The sequence below is a fragment of the Actinophytocola sp. NPDC049390 genome, assembly GCF_044466355.1.
Lineage (GTDB): Bacteria > Actinomycetota > Actinomycetes > Mycobacteriales > Pseudonocardiaceae > Actinophytocola.
In genome coordinates this window covers 49387-65625 of sequence record NZ_JBITMQ010000024.1, presented here as the reverse complement: position 1 = coordinate 65625, position 16239 = coordinate 49387, and the positions used below count along the sequence as shown (strand labels likewise).

10 protein-coding genes are annotated in these 16239 nt (G+C 68.7%); 9 read left to right on the top strand and 1 reads right to left on the bottom strand.

The genetic code is table 11. The annotated features are described in order from the left end of the window. The first annotated feature begins 19 nt into the window (after positions 1–19). The 6 genes from ACIBVP_RS42770 (at position 20) to ACIBVP_RS42745 (ending at position 12803) form a co-directional block, all read left to right on the top strand. On the top strand, positions 20–3589 hold the full coding sequence (locus tag ACIBVP_RS42770) for a nitrate reductase subunit alpha (protein WP_396112349.1): 3570 nt from the start codon (positions 20–22) through the stop codon (positions 3587–3589). Then, positions 3589–5298 (top strand): nitrate reductase subunit beta, encoded by a 1710-nt coding sequence (narH, locus tag ACIBVP_RS42765; protein ID WP_396112348.1) that lies wholly within the window; start codon positions 3589–3591, stop codon positions 5296–5298. The genes ACIBVP_RS42770 and narH overlap by 1 nt, the downstream gene beginning before the upstream one ends. Continuing rightward, positions 5295–5936: a nitrate reductase molybdenum cofactor assembly chaperone gene (gene narJ, locus ACIBVP_RS42760; protein WP_396112347.1), complete on the top strand. Its 642-nt coding sequence runs from the start codon at positions 5295–5297 to the stop codon at positions 5934–5936. The genes narH and narJ overlap by 4 nt, the downstream gene beginning before the upstream one ends. Before the next feature lie 20 nt (positions 5937–5956). After that, positions 5957–6667: a respiratory nitrate reductase subunit gamma gene (gene narI, locus ACIBVP_RS42755; RefSeq protein WP_396112366.1), complete on the top strand. Its 711-nt coding sequence runs from the start codon at positions 5957–5959 to the stop codon at positions 6665–6667. A gap of 118 nt (positions 6668–6785) precedes the next feature. Continuing rightward, a complete protein-coding gene (locus tag ACIBVP_RS42750) occupies positions 6786–7220 on the top strand; it encodes a pyridoxamine 5'-phosphate oxidase family protein (RefSeq protein WP_396112346.1) in 435 nt (144 codons plus the stop codon). Between the two features lie 1311 nt (positions 7221–8531). Next, complete coding sequence (locus ACIBVP_RS42745; RefSeq protein WP_396112345.1) at positions 8532–12803, top strand: hypothetical protein; 4272 nt, start codon at positions 8532–8534, stop codon at positions 12801–12803. A gap of 242 nt (positions 12804–13045) precedes the next feature. On the opposite strand, the gene ACIBVP_RS42740 is transcribed toward ACIBVP_RS42745, so the two are convergent. Further along, a complete protein-coding gene (locus ACIBVP_RS42740; RefSeq protein ID WP_396112344.1) occupies positions 13046–13177 on the bottom strand; it encodes a hypothetical protein in 132 nt (43 codons plus the stop codon). 115 nt (positions 13178–13292) lie between these two features. Here ACIBVP_RS42740 and ACIBVP_RS42735 point away from each other — a divergent pair, with 115 nt between their 5' ends. The 3 genes from ACIBVP_RS42735 to ACIBVP_RS42725 all read left to right on the top strand — a co-directional run bounded on the left by ACIBVP_RS42735 (position 13293) and on the right by ACIBVP_RS42725 (position 16138). Continuing rightward, positions 13293–14330, top strand: coding sequence for a zinc-dependent alcohol dehydrogenase family protein (locus ACIBVP_RS42735; RefSeq protein WP_396112343.1), 1038 nt, complete (start codon positions 13293–13295; stop codon positions 14328–14330). A gap of 152 nt (positions 14331–14482) precedes the next feature. Continuing rightward, the gene (locus ACIBVP_RS42730) at positions 14483–15127 is read left to right on the top strand and encodes a 2TM domain-containing protein (RefSeq protein ID WP_396112342.1); all 645 of its coding nucleotides are present in this window, start codon (positions 14483–14485) and stop codon (positions 15125–15127) included. A 39-nt stretch (positions 15128–15166) separates the two neighbouring features. Continuing rightward, the gene (locus ACIBVP_RS42725) at positions 15167–16138 is read left to right on the top strand and encodes a DUF3048 domain-containing protein (protein WP_396112341.1); all 972 of its coding nucleotides are present in this window, start codon (positions 15167–15169) and stop codon (positions 16136–16138) included. Positions 16139–16239 lie beyond the last annotated feature (101 nt).

The window sequence follows — 16239 nt, the reverse complement described above, 5'->3', positions numbered from 1 at the left end:
CGTTCCAGGCCCTGCCGGCATGGACACCGAGTTCATCGACACACTGATCCGCACTCGCCGGTTCTTCACGCGCGCCGAGGTCTCCGCCGACCTGCGCACGCTGCACAAGATCGGGGGCAGGCAGGCGGACGAGTTCTACCGGGACCGGTGGAGCCACGACAAGGTCGTCCGCTCGACGCACGGCGTGAACTGCACGGGGTCGTGCTCGTGGAAGGTCTACGTCAAGGACGGGATCATCACCTGGGAGGCCCAGCAGACCGACTACCCGTCGGTGGGCCCGGACCGGCCGGAGTACGAGCCGCGCGGCTGCCCGCGCGGGGCCGCGTTCTCCTGGTACACCTACTCGCCGACCCGGGTGCGCTACCCGTACGTGCGGGGTGTGCTGCTCGAGCTGTACCGGGAGGCGAAGGCGCGTCTCGGTGACCCGGTGCTCGCCTGGGAGTCCATTGTCGACGACCAGGAGACCGCCCGGCGGTACAAGTCGGCACGCGGCAAGGGCGGGCTCGTCCGCGCGTCGTGGGACGAGGCAGCCGAGCTGGTGGCGGCCGCGCACGTGCACACGATCAAGCGCTACGGCCCGGACCGGGTGGCGGGCTTCTCCCCCATCCCCGCGATGTCGATGGTCTCCCACGCGTCGGGCGCGCGGTTCGTGTCGCTGATCGGCGGCACGATGCTGTCGTTCTACGACTGGTACGCCGACCTGCCCGTGGCGTCGCCGCAGGTGTTCGGTGACCAGACCGACGTGCCGGAGTCCGGTGACTGGTGGGACGCGGGCTACCTGATCATGTGGGGTTCGAACCTACCGGTGACCCGCACGCCGGACGCGCACTGGATGGCGGAGGCGCGTTACCGGGGCCAGAAGGTAGTCGCGGTGGCGCCGGACTACGCCGACAACGTCAAGTTCGCCGACGAGTGGCTGGCCGCGCGGCCCGGCACGGACGGCGCGCTGGCGATGTCCATGGGGCACGTCGTGCTGAAGGAGTTCTTCGTCGACAGGCAGGTGCCGTACTTCACCGACTACGTGAAGCGCTACACCGACCTGCCGTTCCTGGTCCGGCTGGACCCGAAGGGCGACGGGTTCGTGCCGGGCAAGTTCCTGACGGCGGCCGACCTGGGCGAGAGCGGCGAGCACGCGGAGTTCAAGACCGTGCTGCTGGACGCGGCAGGGGCGCCGGTGGTGCCGGGCGGCTCGCTGGGCTTCCGGTACGGCGAGACGGGCGAGGGCCGGTGGAACCTGGACCTCGGTGACGTGGACCCAGCTCTGACGCTGCACGGCGGCGACGCGGTGGCGGTCGAGCTGGCGCGTTTCGACGGACCGGGGCCGCTGCGCCGCGGTGTGCCGGTGCGGCGCGTGGCCGGGCACCTCGTGACCACCGTGTTCGACCTGCTGCTGGCCCAGTACGGGGTGCACCGCGACGGGCTCCCCGGCACGTGGCCGAGCGACTACGACGACGCGGCCGAGCCGTACACGCCCGCCTGGCAGGAACCCATCACCGGCGTCCCCGCGGCGGCGGCCGCCCGCATCGGCCGGGAGTTCGCGGCCAACGCCGAGGAGTCCCGCGGCCGGTCGATGATCATCATGGGCGCGGGCACCAACCACTGGTACCACTCCGACACGATCTACCGGGCGTTCCTCGCGCTGACCACGCTCACCGGCGGCCAGGGGGTCAACGGCGGCGGCTGGGCGCACTACGTCGGGCAGGAGAAGTGCCGTCCGATCACCGGCTGGTCGCAGCTCGCGTTCGGGCTGGACTGGTCGCGCCCGCCGCGGCAGATGATCCAGACCGCGTTCTGGTACCTGCACACCGACCAGCACCGATACGACCGGTTCGCGGGTCTGGGTGGGAAGAGCACTGCCGAGCTGATCGCGCAGTCCGCACGGTTGGGCTGGATGCCGTCGTACCCGACCTTCGACCGCAATCCGCTCGACCTGGCCGACGAGGCCGAACGCGCGGGGATGTCCGCGCCGGACTACGTGGTGCGGGAGCTGAAGGCGGACCGGCTGCGGTTCGCCTGCGAGGCCCCGGACGAGCCGGAGAACTTCCCCCGCGTGCTGTCCGTGTGGCGGGCCAACCTGCTGGGCTCGTCGGCGAAGGGCAACGAGTACTTCCTCAAGCACCTGCTGGGCACGGACTCGTCGCTGCGTGAGGAGGACGTGGGCGCGCCGACCGGCAAGCTGGACCTGTTGCTGTCGCTGGACTTCCGGATGACCAGCACCACGCTGTTCTCCGACGTCGTGCTGCCCGCCGCCACCTGGTACGAGAAGCACGACCTGAACACCACGGACATGCACCCGTTCGTACACTCGTTCAACCCGGCGATCGCGCCGCCGTGGCAGACCCGCACCGACTGGGCGGCGTTCCAGACGATCGCCGAGTCGTTCAGCACGCTCGCGGCGACCCACCTGGGCGTGCGCAAGGACGTGGTCGCGACGCCACTGCTGCACGACACCCCCGACGAGCTCGCGACCCCGCACGGCGTGGTCCGCGACTGGCGGGCGGGTGAGTGCGAACCGGTGCCCGGCGTCACGATGCCGCGGATCACCGTGGTGGAGCGCGACTTCGGGGCGATCGCGGCGAAGATGGGGGCGCTCGGCCCGCTCGCCGACAAACTGGGCGCGACCACGAAGGGCGTCACGTTCCGCGTCGAACGCGAGGTCGAGTACCTCAAGCAGAAGAACGGCACGATCCGCGGCGGTCCCGCCGACGGGCGCCCGTCGCTGCGCCGGGACATGCACGCGTGCGAGGCGATCCTCGCGCTGTCCGGCACCACCAACGGGCACCTCGCCACGCAGGGGTTCCAGACGCTGGAGAAGCGCACCGGCACGAAGCTCGCGGACCTGGCCGCCGAGCACGAGGGCAAACGGATCACGTTTGCGGACACCCAGGCCGCGCCGGTGCCGGTGATCACCTCACCGGAGTGGTCGGGTTCGGAGACCGGTGGCCGCCGCTACTCGCCGTTCACCATCAACACCGAACGCCTCAAGCCGTGGCACACACTGACCGGCCGACAGCACTTCTTCCTCGACCACGACTGGATGGCGGAGCTGGGCGAGCACCTGCCGGTGTACCGGCCGCCACTGGACATGACCGCGTTGTTCGGGGAACCGGAGCTCGGTGCGCAGGGCGAGCTGGGGCTCGCGGTGCGGTACCTGACACCGCACTCGAAGTGGTCGATCCACTCCGAATACCAGGACAACCTGTTCATGCTCAGCCTGTCCCGCGGCGGGCAGACGATCTGGATGTCCGAACAGGACGCGGAGAAGATCGGGGTGGCGGACAACGACTGGATCGAGGCGGTCAACCGCAACGGGGTCGTCGTCGCCCGCGCCATCGTCTCGCACCGCATGCCAGAGGGCACCGTCTACATGCACCACGCCCAGGACAGGCTGATCGACGTGCCGCGCAGCGAGACGTCCGGGAAACGCGGCGGCATCCACAACTCGCTGACCCGGCTGATGATCAAGCCGTCGCACCTGATCGGCGGCTACGCACAGCTGTCGTTCGCGTTCAACTACCTGGGCCCGACAGGAAACCAGCGCGACGAGGTCACCGTGATCCGCCGCCGCGGCCAGGAGGTGACGTACTGATGCGTGTCATGGCGCAGATGGCGATGGTGATGAACCTCGACAAGTGCATCGGCTGCCACACCTGCTCGGTCACCTGCAAGCAGGCGTGGACCAACCGGTCCGGCGTCGAGTACGTGTGGTTCAACAACGTAGAAACCCGCCCGGGACAAGGATATCCGCGCACCTACGAGGACCAGGAGCGGTGGCGCGGCGGCTGGACGCTGAACAAGCGCGGCAAGCTGAAGCTCAAGGGCGGTGGACGGCTGCGCAAACTGCTGACCATCTTCTCCAACCCCAAACTGCCCAGCATCAACGACTACTACGAGCCCTGGACCTACGACTACGACACCCTGACCTCGGCACCGGCGCAGGAGCACACCCCGGTCGCCCGGCCACGGTCGCTGATCAGCGGGGAGCCGACGAAGATCACGTGGTCGGCCAACTGGGACGACAACCTCGGCGGCGCACCGGACCTCGCGCACGCCGACCCGATGCGCAAGGGCATCGAGGACAAGGTCCGTCTCGAGTTCGAGCGGACGTTCATGTTCTACCTGCCCCGCATCTGCGAGCACTGCCTGAACCCGTCGTGCGCCGCGTCGTGCCCGTCGGGTGCGATCTACAAACGCAGCGAGGACGGGATCGTCCTGGTCGACCAGGACCGGTGCCGGGGCTGGCGGATGTGCGTGTCCGGTTGCCCGTACAAGAAGGTGTACTTCAACCACCGCACGGGCAAGGCGGAGAAGTGCACGTTCTGCTTCCCGCGCGTGGAGGTCGGCATTCCGACGGTGTGCGCGGAGACGTGCGTGGGCAGGCTGCGGTACATCGGGCTCGTCCTGTACGACGCGGACAAGGTGCTCGAGGCCGCGTCCACTCCGGACGACCAGGACCTCTACCAGGCGCAACGCCAGGTGTTCCTGGACCCCAACGATCCCAAGGTGGTGCGGGAGGCCGAGCGGGCGGGCATCCCCGGCGACTGGATCGAGGCGGCGCAGCGCTCGCCGGTGTACGCGCTGATCAACACGTACGAGGTGGCGCTGCCGCTGCATCCGGAGTACCGGACGATGCCGATGGTCTGGTACATCCCGCCGCTGTCGCCGGTGGTCGACGTCGTGCGCGACACCGGCCACGACGGCGAGGACCACGGCAACCTGTTCGCGGCCATCGACGCGTTGCGCATCCCGGTCGAGTACCTGGCGAACCTGTTCACCGCGGGCGACCCCGGCCCGGTCGACGCGGTGCTGCGCAGGCTCGCGGCGATGCGCTCGTACATGCGGGACATCAACCTCGGCCGCGAGCCACGCGAGGAGATCGCCGCGCGCGTCGGGATGACCGGCGAACAGGTGTACGACATGTACCGGCTGCTCGCGCTGGCCAAGTACGACGAGCGGTACGTCATCCCGCCCGCGCACGCCGAGCAGGCGCACGGTCTGGAGGAGCTGGCGACGGAGTGCAGCCTCGACTACGAGGGCGGGCCGGGCATGGGTGGCTCCGGCCCGTTCGGTGAGGCATCGGGCGGCGCGTCGCCCATCGCGGTGGAGAACTTCCGCATGCTGCGCAACCGGCAGACCACCGACACCATGGCCGCCCCCGTCGACAAGGGCAGCCGCGTCAACCTGCTGAACTGGGACGGCAAAGGCCGCCCGGAGGGTCTCTTCCCGCCCACGAAACCGCCGGACGGCGGCGCCGCGGCGGCACCCGACCCATCCGGTGAAGTGGAGCCGAGGCCATGACCGGAACCGACCGGCAGCGAGCCACCGCGTGGCAGATCCAGTCCCTGCTGATCAGCTACCCGGACGAGCAGCTGATCGACCGTGTCCCCCTGCTGCGGACCGCGACCACGACACTGCCCACCCCGCTGGGCGAACCACTGCGCACCGTCCTCGACCACCTCGACGTCACCCCCCTCGTCGCACTCGCCGCCGAGTACGTCGCGACGTTCGACCACCGCAAGCGGTTCAGTCCCTACCTGACCTACTTCGTCTACGGCGACACCCGCAAGCGCGGCATGGCTCTGCTGCGGTTCAAACACGCCTACCGCACCGCCGGTCTGGTACTCGACGACGGTGAGCTGCCCGACCACCTCGCGGTCGTCCTCGAGTTCGCCGCCACCGCGGACCCGGTCGTCGGACTGCGGCTGCTCATCGAGCACCGCGCCGGTCTCGAGCTGATGCGCCTGGGCCTGCACGACGCCCGGTCCCCGTGGGCGGGTGTGCTGGACTCGGTCTCGGCAACGCTTCCCGTCCTGACCGGACGCGACAACGACGTCATCGCCCGGCTGGTCGCCGAGGGCCCGCCGGAAGAAGACGTCGGGCTGGCCCCGTTCGCGCCACCCGAGTACATGCCCGAGCCCACTGGAGGTCCGCGGTGAACCCGAGCACTGTCGAGGTCATGCTGTGGGTGGTCGTGCCCTACGTCGCGATCGCCATCTTCGTCGCGGGGCACGTCTGGCGTTACCGGTACGACAAGTTCGGCTGGACGACCCGCTCGTCCCAGCTCTACGAGAACCGCCTGCTGCGGCTGGGCAGTCCGCTGTTCCACTTCGGCATCCTGCTGGTCGCGCTCGGACACGTCGGCGGCCTGCTCATCCCCGAGTCCTGGACCGAGGCGGCCGGCATCGGCGAAACCGCCTACCACGTCATGGCCGTCGTGCTCGGTGTGTTCGCCGGGGTGTGCACGCTGGGCGGCGCGGCCATCCTGGTCTACCGCCGGCGTACCGTCGGCCCGGTCTTCTCCGCCACCACACGCAACGACAAGATCATGTACGTGCTGCTCGTCGGTACCATCGTGCTGGGTCTCGGCACCACGGTGCTCGGCAACCTCACCGGCGAACCGCACAACTACCGGGAGACGGTGTCCCCCTGGTTCCGGTCGATCTTCTACTTTCGACCCCAACCGGAACTGATGACCGACGTACCACTCGGCTTCCAGCTACACGCCCTGTCCGCGTGGGTACTGTTCGCCTTCTGGCCGTTCAGCAGGCTCGTGCACGTATTCTCGATGCCGCTCGGGTATCTCACCCGGCCCTACATCGTGTACCGCAGCCGCGACACCCGACTGGGCAGCCGCCCTCCCCGACGCGGCTGGGAACGCGTTCGCTGAAGCTCACGTCTTCGTGTCTCTCGCCTCCATGCCTCGGTGACATCCGACCCTGCGCAAGGGGGCCGGGTGAGGGCATCCTCAGGGGGCGTGCAGCAACCCCTGTCACCTTGGAGCTGCCATGACGAACCGACAGCGAGTCGACGTACTGGACCGCGGTCAATGCCTGCGTCTGCTCGGGACCGTACGCGTGGGACGGCTCGTTTTCACCGAGGACGACCAACCCGCTGTGCAACCCGTGAACTTCCGCCTTCACCAAGGGCACGTGGTGATCCGCATCGCAGGCGGCGCCAAGCTCGCCGCCGCGACCGGCAACGCCGTGGTGGCGTTCGAAGCCGACGAACTCGACGCCGATCTGCACTCCGGGTGGAGCGTCACCGTGGTCGGTCGCGCCGGACTCATCACCGACGTGAACGAGCTGGTCGAGATGTCCGGCACCTTCCTGCAGCCCTGGGTGGCAGGCCGCCGGGACCACTTCATCCGCATCCTGACCGAAAAGGTAACCGGCCGCCGACTACACCCACCCGTCACGGCCCAGCCCCGCCCCGCGACCTGACCGCATAGGTCAGAAAGTGACCACTATGGGTTTCAGTTCGGCGGGTATGACGGCCGTCGAGTTTCTGCCGCCGTGACAGGGGCCAGGGGCGCCGGAGATGATCGCGCCAGGCTGCACCCTCCGGCTGCCGGAGATGCGAGAAATACAGCCCATCGTGGCGCGGCATACGCGCGAGGACGGACAGAGGCGGCACGAGAGGCCAGGGCCGCTCTGATCGAACTCACTCACCCGAGGTCGATGACCTGGCCAACAGCGGGCGATGCTTACCCGAAGCGACCCCAGATTAAAGACGGCCAGAGACGGGAGACCGCAGCCCGGTTTCTGCGGGTCCCGCCGCCTCTGGCCGTGGCCAGATTTGGTGAATCGACTCCGGGAGAGATATCAGCGCGCAGCTCCCATTCCTCCCGCGCATTCGATCCTCTCATGCACCTATCTGACCATGCCCACCGTGCAGCGACGTAACCCCATCGCAACGTCACCCAGTTGAGCAAAGCCACACGGTCCGGCCAAACGAGTAAAACACAGCGCATTGCAGAATGCACTCGCCTTAACACACGCCACCCGATCGGACTAATGCAACGGCACTTACGGCATGCGCGCACGTTCCCGGCGCCACAAACGAACCACGGCCAGCGGTAGTCAACAATGGACAAATACTGGACAACCAAACCGATTGAGCCGACCGCACCGCTCCATCCATTGAAGACCGCACGGTCGGTTCGACGTGGATCGTCGCACTTGCCTTCCGCCGATCGGAGGAACCCACCACCTAACCGAGCCGTCCACACAGAGCATCGCAACGCACGCCGCAAGGTTTACCCGACCCACCCCCGAACAGCCGAACAAACGAGATGCCGAAACCGGACGCGAACGTACCGAAACGGAAAGATCCGCGGTCCTCGGAGCGCAATTAACTGAAGGGCAGAAACCGGCCCTGTCCTATACGGCGTCCAATGCATCACAAACGTCACACCCGGCCGGTTTGCCGCTACGGCGTACGCACCCCGTCTGGACGGATGCGAAACACCGTCACCGGACCGGTCAATCAGTGCGACCCGACTGGAACAGAGAAGACAGACGAGTACACTCTGCATTCCAAGCTCACGGTTTGGGGGCGTTCTTGGTCATGTTCGAGGCCTCGTGCGTGGATCACCTTCGAGGGAAAGGAAGCGATGATCCTCCCGTATGTGCCGCGGGAATGCCGGCCCACGAGATCCTCCATGCGGGTCACGGACGCGCCATGAGTACCCGCGGCGGGGCGCGCCGACGAACCTCTCGGCCGGATTCGACGTCAGGACAGCGGGAGCACTGATGCCGCGACGCTCGGAGAAGAGCGATCTCCAACGGACACGGGCCTGGATGTCCGGTGAGAGCCGATTTCTCATAGCGACCGCTGTCGCGCACTACCGCAACGCGCCGGAGCTGAACCGGCCGTCACTGGTAGACGCACGGCAGGACATCGTCGACCTGTTCACCGGGTCCCTCGGGTACACCCATGTCGATGACCTCGGCATCGATCCGACACGTCACGAGCTGACCGCACATGTGCGGGCCTTCTGCCGCTCACCTCTGCGGAAGGCAGACGACCTCCTCGCGATATACATCGCGTGCCACGGCGAGCTTCACGACGCCAGCGGGGAGCACTTCCTGCTGACCGGTGACACCGACCCGGATGACATCGCCGACGCCCTGCCGACCGAGGAGCTTGCGCGGAAGGTTCTACTGGATACCCCCGTCCGGCGGGTGCTGCTGATGCTGGACACGTGCCACTCCGGCCGAGGTGGACACGGCTTCACCGCCGCGGCCCTGACCAGAATGACCAAGCACTGGGGCTCCGACCGGGACGCGGCCCTGATCGTCCTGACCTCCACACAGCCGTTCGAACAGGCGCGCGCCGACGCGTTCCCGTCCCTGTTCCGCCGAGCGGTCGAAGGCGCGGCCGTGGCCGGGCACGCCCCGGTCACACTGGCTCTCGACGCGGTGGTACAGGCCATGAACGACGACCCGACCCGGCCTGGGTTCTCGACGATCACCTGCACCAGGACCCATGTCACCGGGGCGATGCCGCCGTTTCTGCCCAATCCCCGGCACGACCCGAGCACGTCAGAGATCGAACTGGCCGTCCGGAAGACCCGCGAATGGCAGTCCCACGCCGGCCGGAGCGAGACCGAGTCCCGCGCCGCGCTGCTGCTCCGGGCCATCGACGGGCAAACCTCCGACGCCCGCTGGCGGTTCACTGGCCGCCGAGCCGCGGTGGCAGACCTCACCGAGTGGCTGAGTCGGCCCGACCCCGCCACCCCGCTGCGGGCCGTGACCGCGGGCCCCGGCTCAGGTAAGACAGCCGTGCTGGGAATCATCGCGGCTCTGGCCGACGACGACTGGCGCGCCACCGTGCCGGTGGAATCGCTGGGGCTTCCCAAGGACGCGAGTCCGCCGGCGGGCTCGGTGGACGCGGTCGTTCACGCCCGGCACCTCACCACAGAGCAGGTTCTCCGGGCAGTCGCCGCCGCCGCGCGGCTGCGCGTGGACGGACCCGACGAACTGCTCGACGGGCTCACCGGACGCGCCCGCCCGTTCACCGTGATCATCGACGCCCTCGACGAGGCCGTCCACCCCGAGGCGCTCGTGCAGGAGTTGCTGCGGCCGCTCATCCAGCACGCGCGTGGCAGGCTGCGTCTGCTGGTGGGCACACGCCCACAGCTGTTGACCGGCCTCGGGGTTCGCCGCGAGGACAGCGTCGACCTCGACGCCCCCCGGTACGCCGATCCGGACGCGCTCGTCGCGTGTGCCGCTCGGTGGCTGCTCAGCGCGGCACCCGACAACCCGTACCTCGACCAGCCGCCTCCGGTGACCCACGCGGTCGCACGAGGGATCGCGACCGCCTCGGCACCATCCTTCCTCGTCGCCCGCATCACCGCCGGTAGCCTCTCGAAGACCGGCTTCGTCCCCGATCTCAGTGACGGCGTGTGGCACCGGTCGCTGCCGCGGTCGCCCGGCGACGCGATACGGCACGACCTCGACACCCGGCTCGGCCCCGCGGCGACACGCGCCCGTGACCTGTTGCGGCCCCTTGCGTACGCCGAAGGGCAGGGCCTTCCCTGGGAGAGCATCTGGCCGGCGCTGGCGTCCCGGATCGCAGGCGCCGACTACCGCGACGAAGATCTGTTCTGGCTGCGTCGCCACGCGGGTTCCTATGTCACCGAAGCGGTTGACGACGGCCACTCCGTCTACCGGCCGCACCACCAGGCCGTGACCGAACACCTCCGCGAGGGTACCGACGACGTCGCGATCCACTACGCGTTCGTCCAGGTTCTGATGTCCCAGGTGCCGCTCACCGTCGGCGACGCGCGGGACTGGTCCCGCGCGCACCCGTACACGCTGCGGCATCTCGCCACGCACGCCGCCAAGTGCCGTGTCCTGGACCAGGTAATCACCGACGCCGAATACCTCGTGCACGCCCTCCCCGACGAACTTCTCGTGGCCATGCGGAGTCTGACCACCGAGGACAGCCAACGCATCGTCACGGTCTACCGGGCATCGCTCGCCACTCACCGCCACCTTCCACCAGCCGCCCGGCGCCAGATCCTCGCCACCGACGCGGCCCGCTGCAACGCATCGCACCAGCAGCACACCCTCGCGAGCGGAGTCGACTGGGCACCCCGCTGGGCGACTGGCACACAGATCAGCACCGCTCTGCGCGATACCTTCAACGGCCACCGGGGCGCTGTAACGGCGTTGGCGTGCTCCCGCGTCGATGGCAGAACCGTTGCCATCAGCGGTGGAGAGGACGGGGCGGTTCGAGTGTGGGACCTCGCCACCGGCGCCGCGGTGACCCGTCTCAGCGAGCACCTCCACGGCGTCCAGGTGATCGTCTGCGTCCCCGTGAACGGCCGGCCTGCCATCGTCACTCTCGGGAAGAGCCGCGGAAATCCGCTCGTCGAAGACTTGACGACCAGCACCTCGCTGTATCACCTCGCACCTGAAGGCGCCTGGGTGGCCGCGCTCACGTGCGTGGCGACGGCCGGTGGACCGGTCGCTCTCATGAGCGTGGAAGACGGCACGATCCGAGCGGTCGACGTCAACACGAGGACGCTCCTCGCGACTCTTCCGCCGTGGGAACACCCACTGCGGGCCGTGACGCACTCGGAGGTGGACGGTCGATTACTCGTCCTCGGCCTGGGGTCCACGGGAATGATCACGGTGTGGGACGTGGCCACCGGTACCCGGATCGCCTCCACCAGCCAGGAAGACTGGACAGCGGGTGCACTCGCGTGTGTTTCCGTGGACGGACGGCAGGTTGCCGTCATCGCTTGTGACGACGGCAACCTACGGGTGTGGGATCTGGCCACCGGCATGGTGCGTGCCACCTTGGCGGGCAACCTCACGGTGTACGCCGTCGCATGCACGACGGTGGACGGACGTGCCGTCGCCGTCAGTGGTGGCGCCGACGCGACCGTGCGCGTCTGGGACCTGGGCACCGGCACGCTCCGCGCGGCAGCCACCGGACACCAGGAACCAGTGACCGCGATCGCGTGCGTCACGGTCGACGGCCAACCCACCGCGGTCACCGGCAGCGAGGACGGCTCGATACGGACCTGGAACCTCAGGACACTCGCCGCCGACCAACCCGCGGTCACGGGCCACACTGGCGACATCATCGACGTCGCATGGTGCGAGGTCGACGACCAGGCGGTCGCCATCACCGCGGCCGAGGACGCGACGGTACGTATCTGGGACCTAGCCACCGGCGCACCGCGTGGCACCATCACCGGCTACATCGGTCCGGTTTCCGCGGTGGCATGCACCAACGTCCACGGCCGACCGGTCGCTGTGACCGCGGGTTTCGACACGACCGTGTGGGTGTGGGACCTGCTGTCCGGCATGCTTCGTTGCGACCTGAGCAGTCAGGAAAGCCGTGCGCGGCAGGCGAACTGGGTGAACGACGTGGTATGCACCTACGTGGACGGTCGGCCGGTCGCCGTCACCGGCAGCTCGACGGTGAGCATCTGGGACCTGACCACCGGTACGCTGCGCGGCACGCTCACCGGCCACGACGGGCGGGTCCGAATGATGGCCTGCACCGCCATGCGCGGTCATCCGGCCCTGGTCACCACCACCGCCGAGGAAAAGCTGCGGGTGTGGGACCTGACCACTGGCGCGTCATTGGCCACAGTCCCCATCGGCGACGCGTGGCTGACCGCACTGACCTGCACCGCGGTGGACGGGCTGCCGATCGCGGTGACAGGCGCCGAGAACGCGGCGGTACAGGTGTGGGACCTGACCACCGGCGCCTTGCACGCCACCCTCAGCGGCCATGAGGACGAGATAAGCGCGGTGATCAGCACCCACCTCGACGGAGCACCGGTCATCATCACGGCGAGCATGGACAAGACAGTGCGGATCTGGGATCCGCTCAGCACGGACCTGCTGACCACACTCCACTTCCCGTCTCCGATCAGAGGCGCACTGTGCGTCGGCCCGGCCGGAGAAATCATCACAGGAGTTGGTTGGGACCTCACGGTGACCGACCGGCGCTCTGGCAGGCGCACCAGACATTCGACGTCGGACCCGGGCACCTTCTGATGACGCTGGGTGCCCGCTCCGGCCGTCCGCGGCCGCTCGCGGGTCAGGCATGCTCCAGCACTGAGATGAGTATCCGAACGGCGTCGCATCGAGCTGCGCGAGATTCCCGGCCGACTACGCCATCTTCGTCCGCCGCCCCGCACCGTGCCCACGTGGAACCACGCACGCGTGTGCGGTGTCACGCCAGTGAACGCCTCCGCGATCGCCGCGTGGCAGGCGTGGTGCGGGAACGCCAGGTTCATCTAGCGCAAGCACGTCCATGATGCGGCCGCGAAGTCGTCCGGCCGCGTGCCTGTGGACATCGTCGCCGTGTCCGGTACCTCGTCGATGTCGGTCATCTCTCGGGCATCGGTCTCCTCCGCACTCGTTGCCATCAGTGGTCAACCCCTGCCTTGCGCCCCTGACGAAAGGGACTTTCGACCGCAGATGTCCCCTGCGCGGCTGATGAGGCTGGATGTGGCACACCCAGCACGACGCCAGGAGGAAACCATGAAAGCGCTCGTATACGGCGGCCCCGGCAAGCGGGAATGGCGCGACGTGGCCAAGCCTGAGGTGGAGGCGCCGACGGACGCGGTCGTCCGGGTGAACGCCGTCACGATCTGCGGCACGGATCTGCACATCCTCAAAGGCGACGTACCCGAGGTAACCCCCGGCCGCGTGCTCGGCCACGAAGCGGTCGGCACGATCGAAGAGGTCGGCGCCGCGGTGACCACGGTCAAATCAGGCGACCGCGTGTTGGTGTCCTGCATCAGCGCGTGCGGGCGCTGCCAGTACTGCCGCATCGCCGCGTACGGGCAGTGCCTCGGTGGCGGCGGCTGGATACTCGGCCACCTCGTGGACGGCACACAGGCCGAGTACGTCCGGGTGCCGTTCGCCGACACCTCCACCCATGCCCTGCCCGAGCAGGTCAGTGACGAGTCCGCCGTCCTGCTGGCCGACATCCTCCCCACCTCCTACGAGGTCGGCGTCCACAACGGGCGAGTGGGGCCCGGGGACACCGTGGTCGTCGTCGGCGCAGGTCCCATCGGACTGGCCGCGATCACCACCGCGCAGTTCTACAGCCCAAGCCACATCGTCGCCGTCGACCTGGCACAGTCCCGGCTCGACGCGGCCAAGCAGTTCGGCGCGGACCTCGTCGCGGCGACGGGGCACGACGCCGCCCAGATCGTCCGTGACGTCACCGGCGGACTCGGTGCCGACGTCGTCATCGAAGCCGTCGGTGTACCGGAGACCTTCGAACTCTGCACAACTCTCGTCCGGCCAGGCGGGCACGTCGCCAACGTCGGCGTGCACGGCAAACCAGCCACCCTGCACCTGGAAGACCTGTGGATCCGCAACGTCACGGTCACCACTGGACTGGTTGACACATCCAGCACACCAATGCTGCTGCGGATGCTCGCCGCGGGCCGCATCGACCCCGGCCGGTTCATCACCCACCGCTTCGATCTCGACGACATGGAGGCCGCCTACGACGTGTTCGCCAGCCCGCAAGAGTCCGGCGCGCTGAAGGTCGTACTGACCCGCTGAGCATCTGGACACAGCCACGTGAAGGCCGATGTCACGCGCCGGATGCGGCTCGTCGACGACCGCACCAGGTCCGCTCGCGACTCCCGATCCCTGCCCGTCACGGTCACTGTCGCCACCGGCCTGGACCGCTGCCAACCGGGTTCGTCGGCGGCATGCTCAAGGGGGTCGACTTTCTGGCCAGCGACGTTGCCGGCCACGCAGCACTCGGCCCGGCCATGGGCTGCGCGGCGAACCTGACCGTCATGTCCTACGACGGCACCTGCCACATCGCGGCCAACCGCGACACCGCGGCTGTTCCGGACACCGACGTCTACACCGGACACGGGTCGCGCCGTCGGCTGGGCGATCACCACGGCGACCCCGTTCGGCGTGTGCCGTCGCGAGAGCACAAGATTGGTTTCGGCACCGTGTCGCGGGACTTCGGTCCCATCCGCTGCGTACCGAGGTCTCTTGGGCAGAGCGGGGAAGGCGTTCGACGCTCAGTGTCGACAGTCGAGCCGAAGGAGGTGCGAGTCATGACCGACGCACCAGAGGACATGCGTGCGGTCGCACGTAAACGGATCGAGGAACGGCGCGGATTCTTCCCGCACCTGATCATGTTCATCGTCGTGAATGCGGGCCTGGTCGTCATCTGGACAGCGACCGGAGCGGACAGCTTCTTCTGGCCCGCGTTCCCTCTCCTGTTCTGGGGTGGTGGCCTGCTGGTGCACGGCTGGAGCGCCTTCGTCAGCAAGCCGGTCACCGAGACCGAAGTGGACAGTGAGGTGGCACGGCTCGGCCACACGCGGCGGCAGTGACCGCGTGGGTGGTGCGCCACCCGAGGAGGCGACGGGGTGATGGACAGGCGAACACGCGAGTGGCTGTGGTGGGAGATCGCCGCGGTACTGGCCGTGGTCGCGGTCGTGGCAGCGGTACTGGTCGTGGTCACGCGAGGCGGTGGAACTACTCCCGCCGCCCCACCCACGTCCGGGTCCGCCACGAAGTCGACGACAGCGCTGACGCGGCCCGCGCTGGCTGTCAAGATCGACAACGTGCCCGCGGCGCTGCCCCAGACCGGGCTCGGGGCCGCTTCCGTCGTGTACGTCGAACCGGTCGAGGGTGGTCTGACCCGGCTCGTGGCCGTGTACACCGGCACGCTGCCATCGGTGATCGGTCCGGTCCGCAGCGCCCGGCGCACGGACATCGAACTGCTGGGCCAGTACGGCAAGCCGATACTGGCGTACTCCGGTGCCGCGCCCGAGTTGCTGCCCGCGCTGCATGCCGCCGAACTCGTCAACGCGACACCGGCGCAGACGGCGGGTGCGTACTACCGGGACGGCGACCGGCCGGCGCCGCACAACCTGTACGTGCGACCCGCCGACCTGCCCGGAAGTGCGGAAGGTCCCGCGGTCGCAGCGCTCCGGTTCGGCCCCGCGCCGGCCGGGGGCGTCCCGGCGGTGACCGACGACGTTCGATACCGGGCGACTGAGTTCGGGTTCACCTGGTCGGCACCGACCGCGCGGTGGTTCGTCTCGATGAACAGGGTCCCGCTCACGTCCACCGACTCGGGGCGCGTGACCGCGTCGACGGTCGTCTTCCAGGGCGTCGGGATCACCACCAACGAGCCGATCGAGGACGCACACGGCACCGTCTCGCCGGTCGCGCACACCGTCGGCAGCGGACCGGCGATCGTTCTGCGCGACGGTCATCGCCACACGGGCACGTGGTCACGACCGACAGCACAGTCACCGACCGTGTTCCACACCGCGGACGGGCAGGATCTCCCCCTCGCCCCAGGCCCGGTGTGGGTCATGCTGACACCTGCCTGACCCAATTCCCCGCGAGTTCGGGACATCGCAGCCGCCGCTGTGACGCTGACCGTCGAGACCGAGAGCCGGCCCCCGGCAGGTCGCCCTGATCTGTGCGTAGG

Bases quoted from the DNA above. Each gene is read 5' to 3' on its own strand.
- ACIBVP_RS42770 (WP_396112349.1), top strand. From the start codon at position 20: ATGGACACCGAGTTCATCGACACACTGATCCGCACTCGCCGGTTCTTC.
- narH (WP_396112348.1), top strand. From the start codon at position 3,589: ATGCGTGTCATGGCGCAGATGGCGATGGTGATGAACCTCGACAAGTGC.
- narJ (WP_396112347.1), top strand. From the start codon at position 5,295: ATGACCGGAACCGACCGGCAGCGAGCCACCGCGTGGCAGATCCAGTCC.
- narI (WP_396112366.1), top strand. From the start codon at position 5,957: ATGCTGTGGGTGGTCGTGCCCTACGTCGCGATCGCCATCTTCGTCGCG.
- ACIBVP_RS42750 (WP_396112346.1), top strand. From the start codon at position 6,786: ATGACGAACCGACAGCGAGTCGACGTACTGGACCGCGGTCAATGCCTG.
- ACIBVP_RS42745 (WP_396112345.1), top strand. From the start codon at position 8,532: ATGCCGCGACGCTCGGAGAAGAGCGATCTCCAACGGACACGGGCCTGG.
- ACIBVP_RS42740 (WP_396112344.1), bottom strand. From the start codon at position 13,177: ATGGCAACGAGTGCGGAGGAGACCGATGCCCGAGAGATGACCGACATC.
- ACIBVP_RS42735 (WP_396112343.1), top strand. From the start codon at position 13,293: ATGAAAGCGCTCGTATACGGCGGCCCCGGCAAGCGGGAATGGCGCGAC.
- ACIBVP_RS42730 (WP_396112342.1), top strand. From the start codon at position 14,483: ATGCTCAAGGGGGTCGACTTTCTGGCCAGCGACGTTGCCGGCCACGCA.
- ACIBVP_RS42725 (WP_396112341.1), top strand. From the start codon at position 15,167: ATGGACAGGCGAACACGCGAGTGGCTGTGGTGGGAGATCGCCGCGGTA.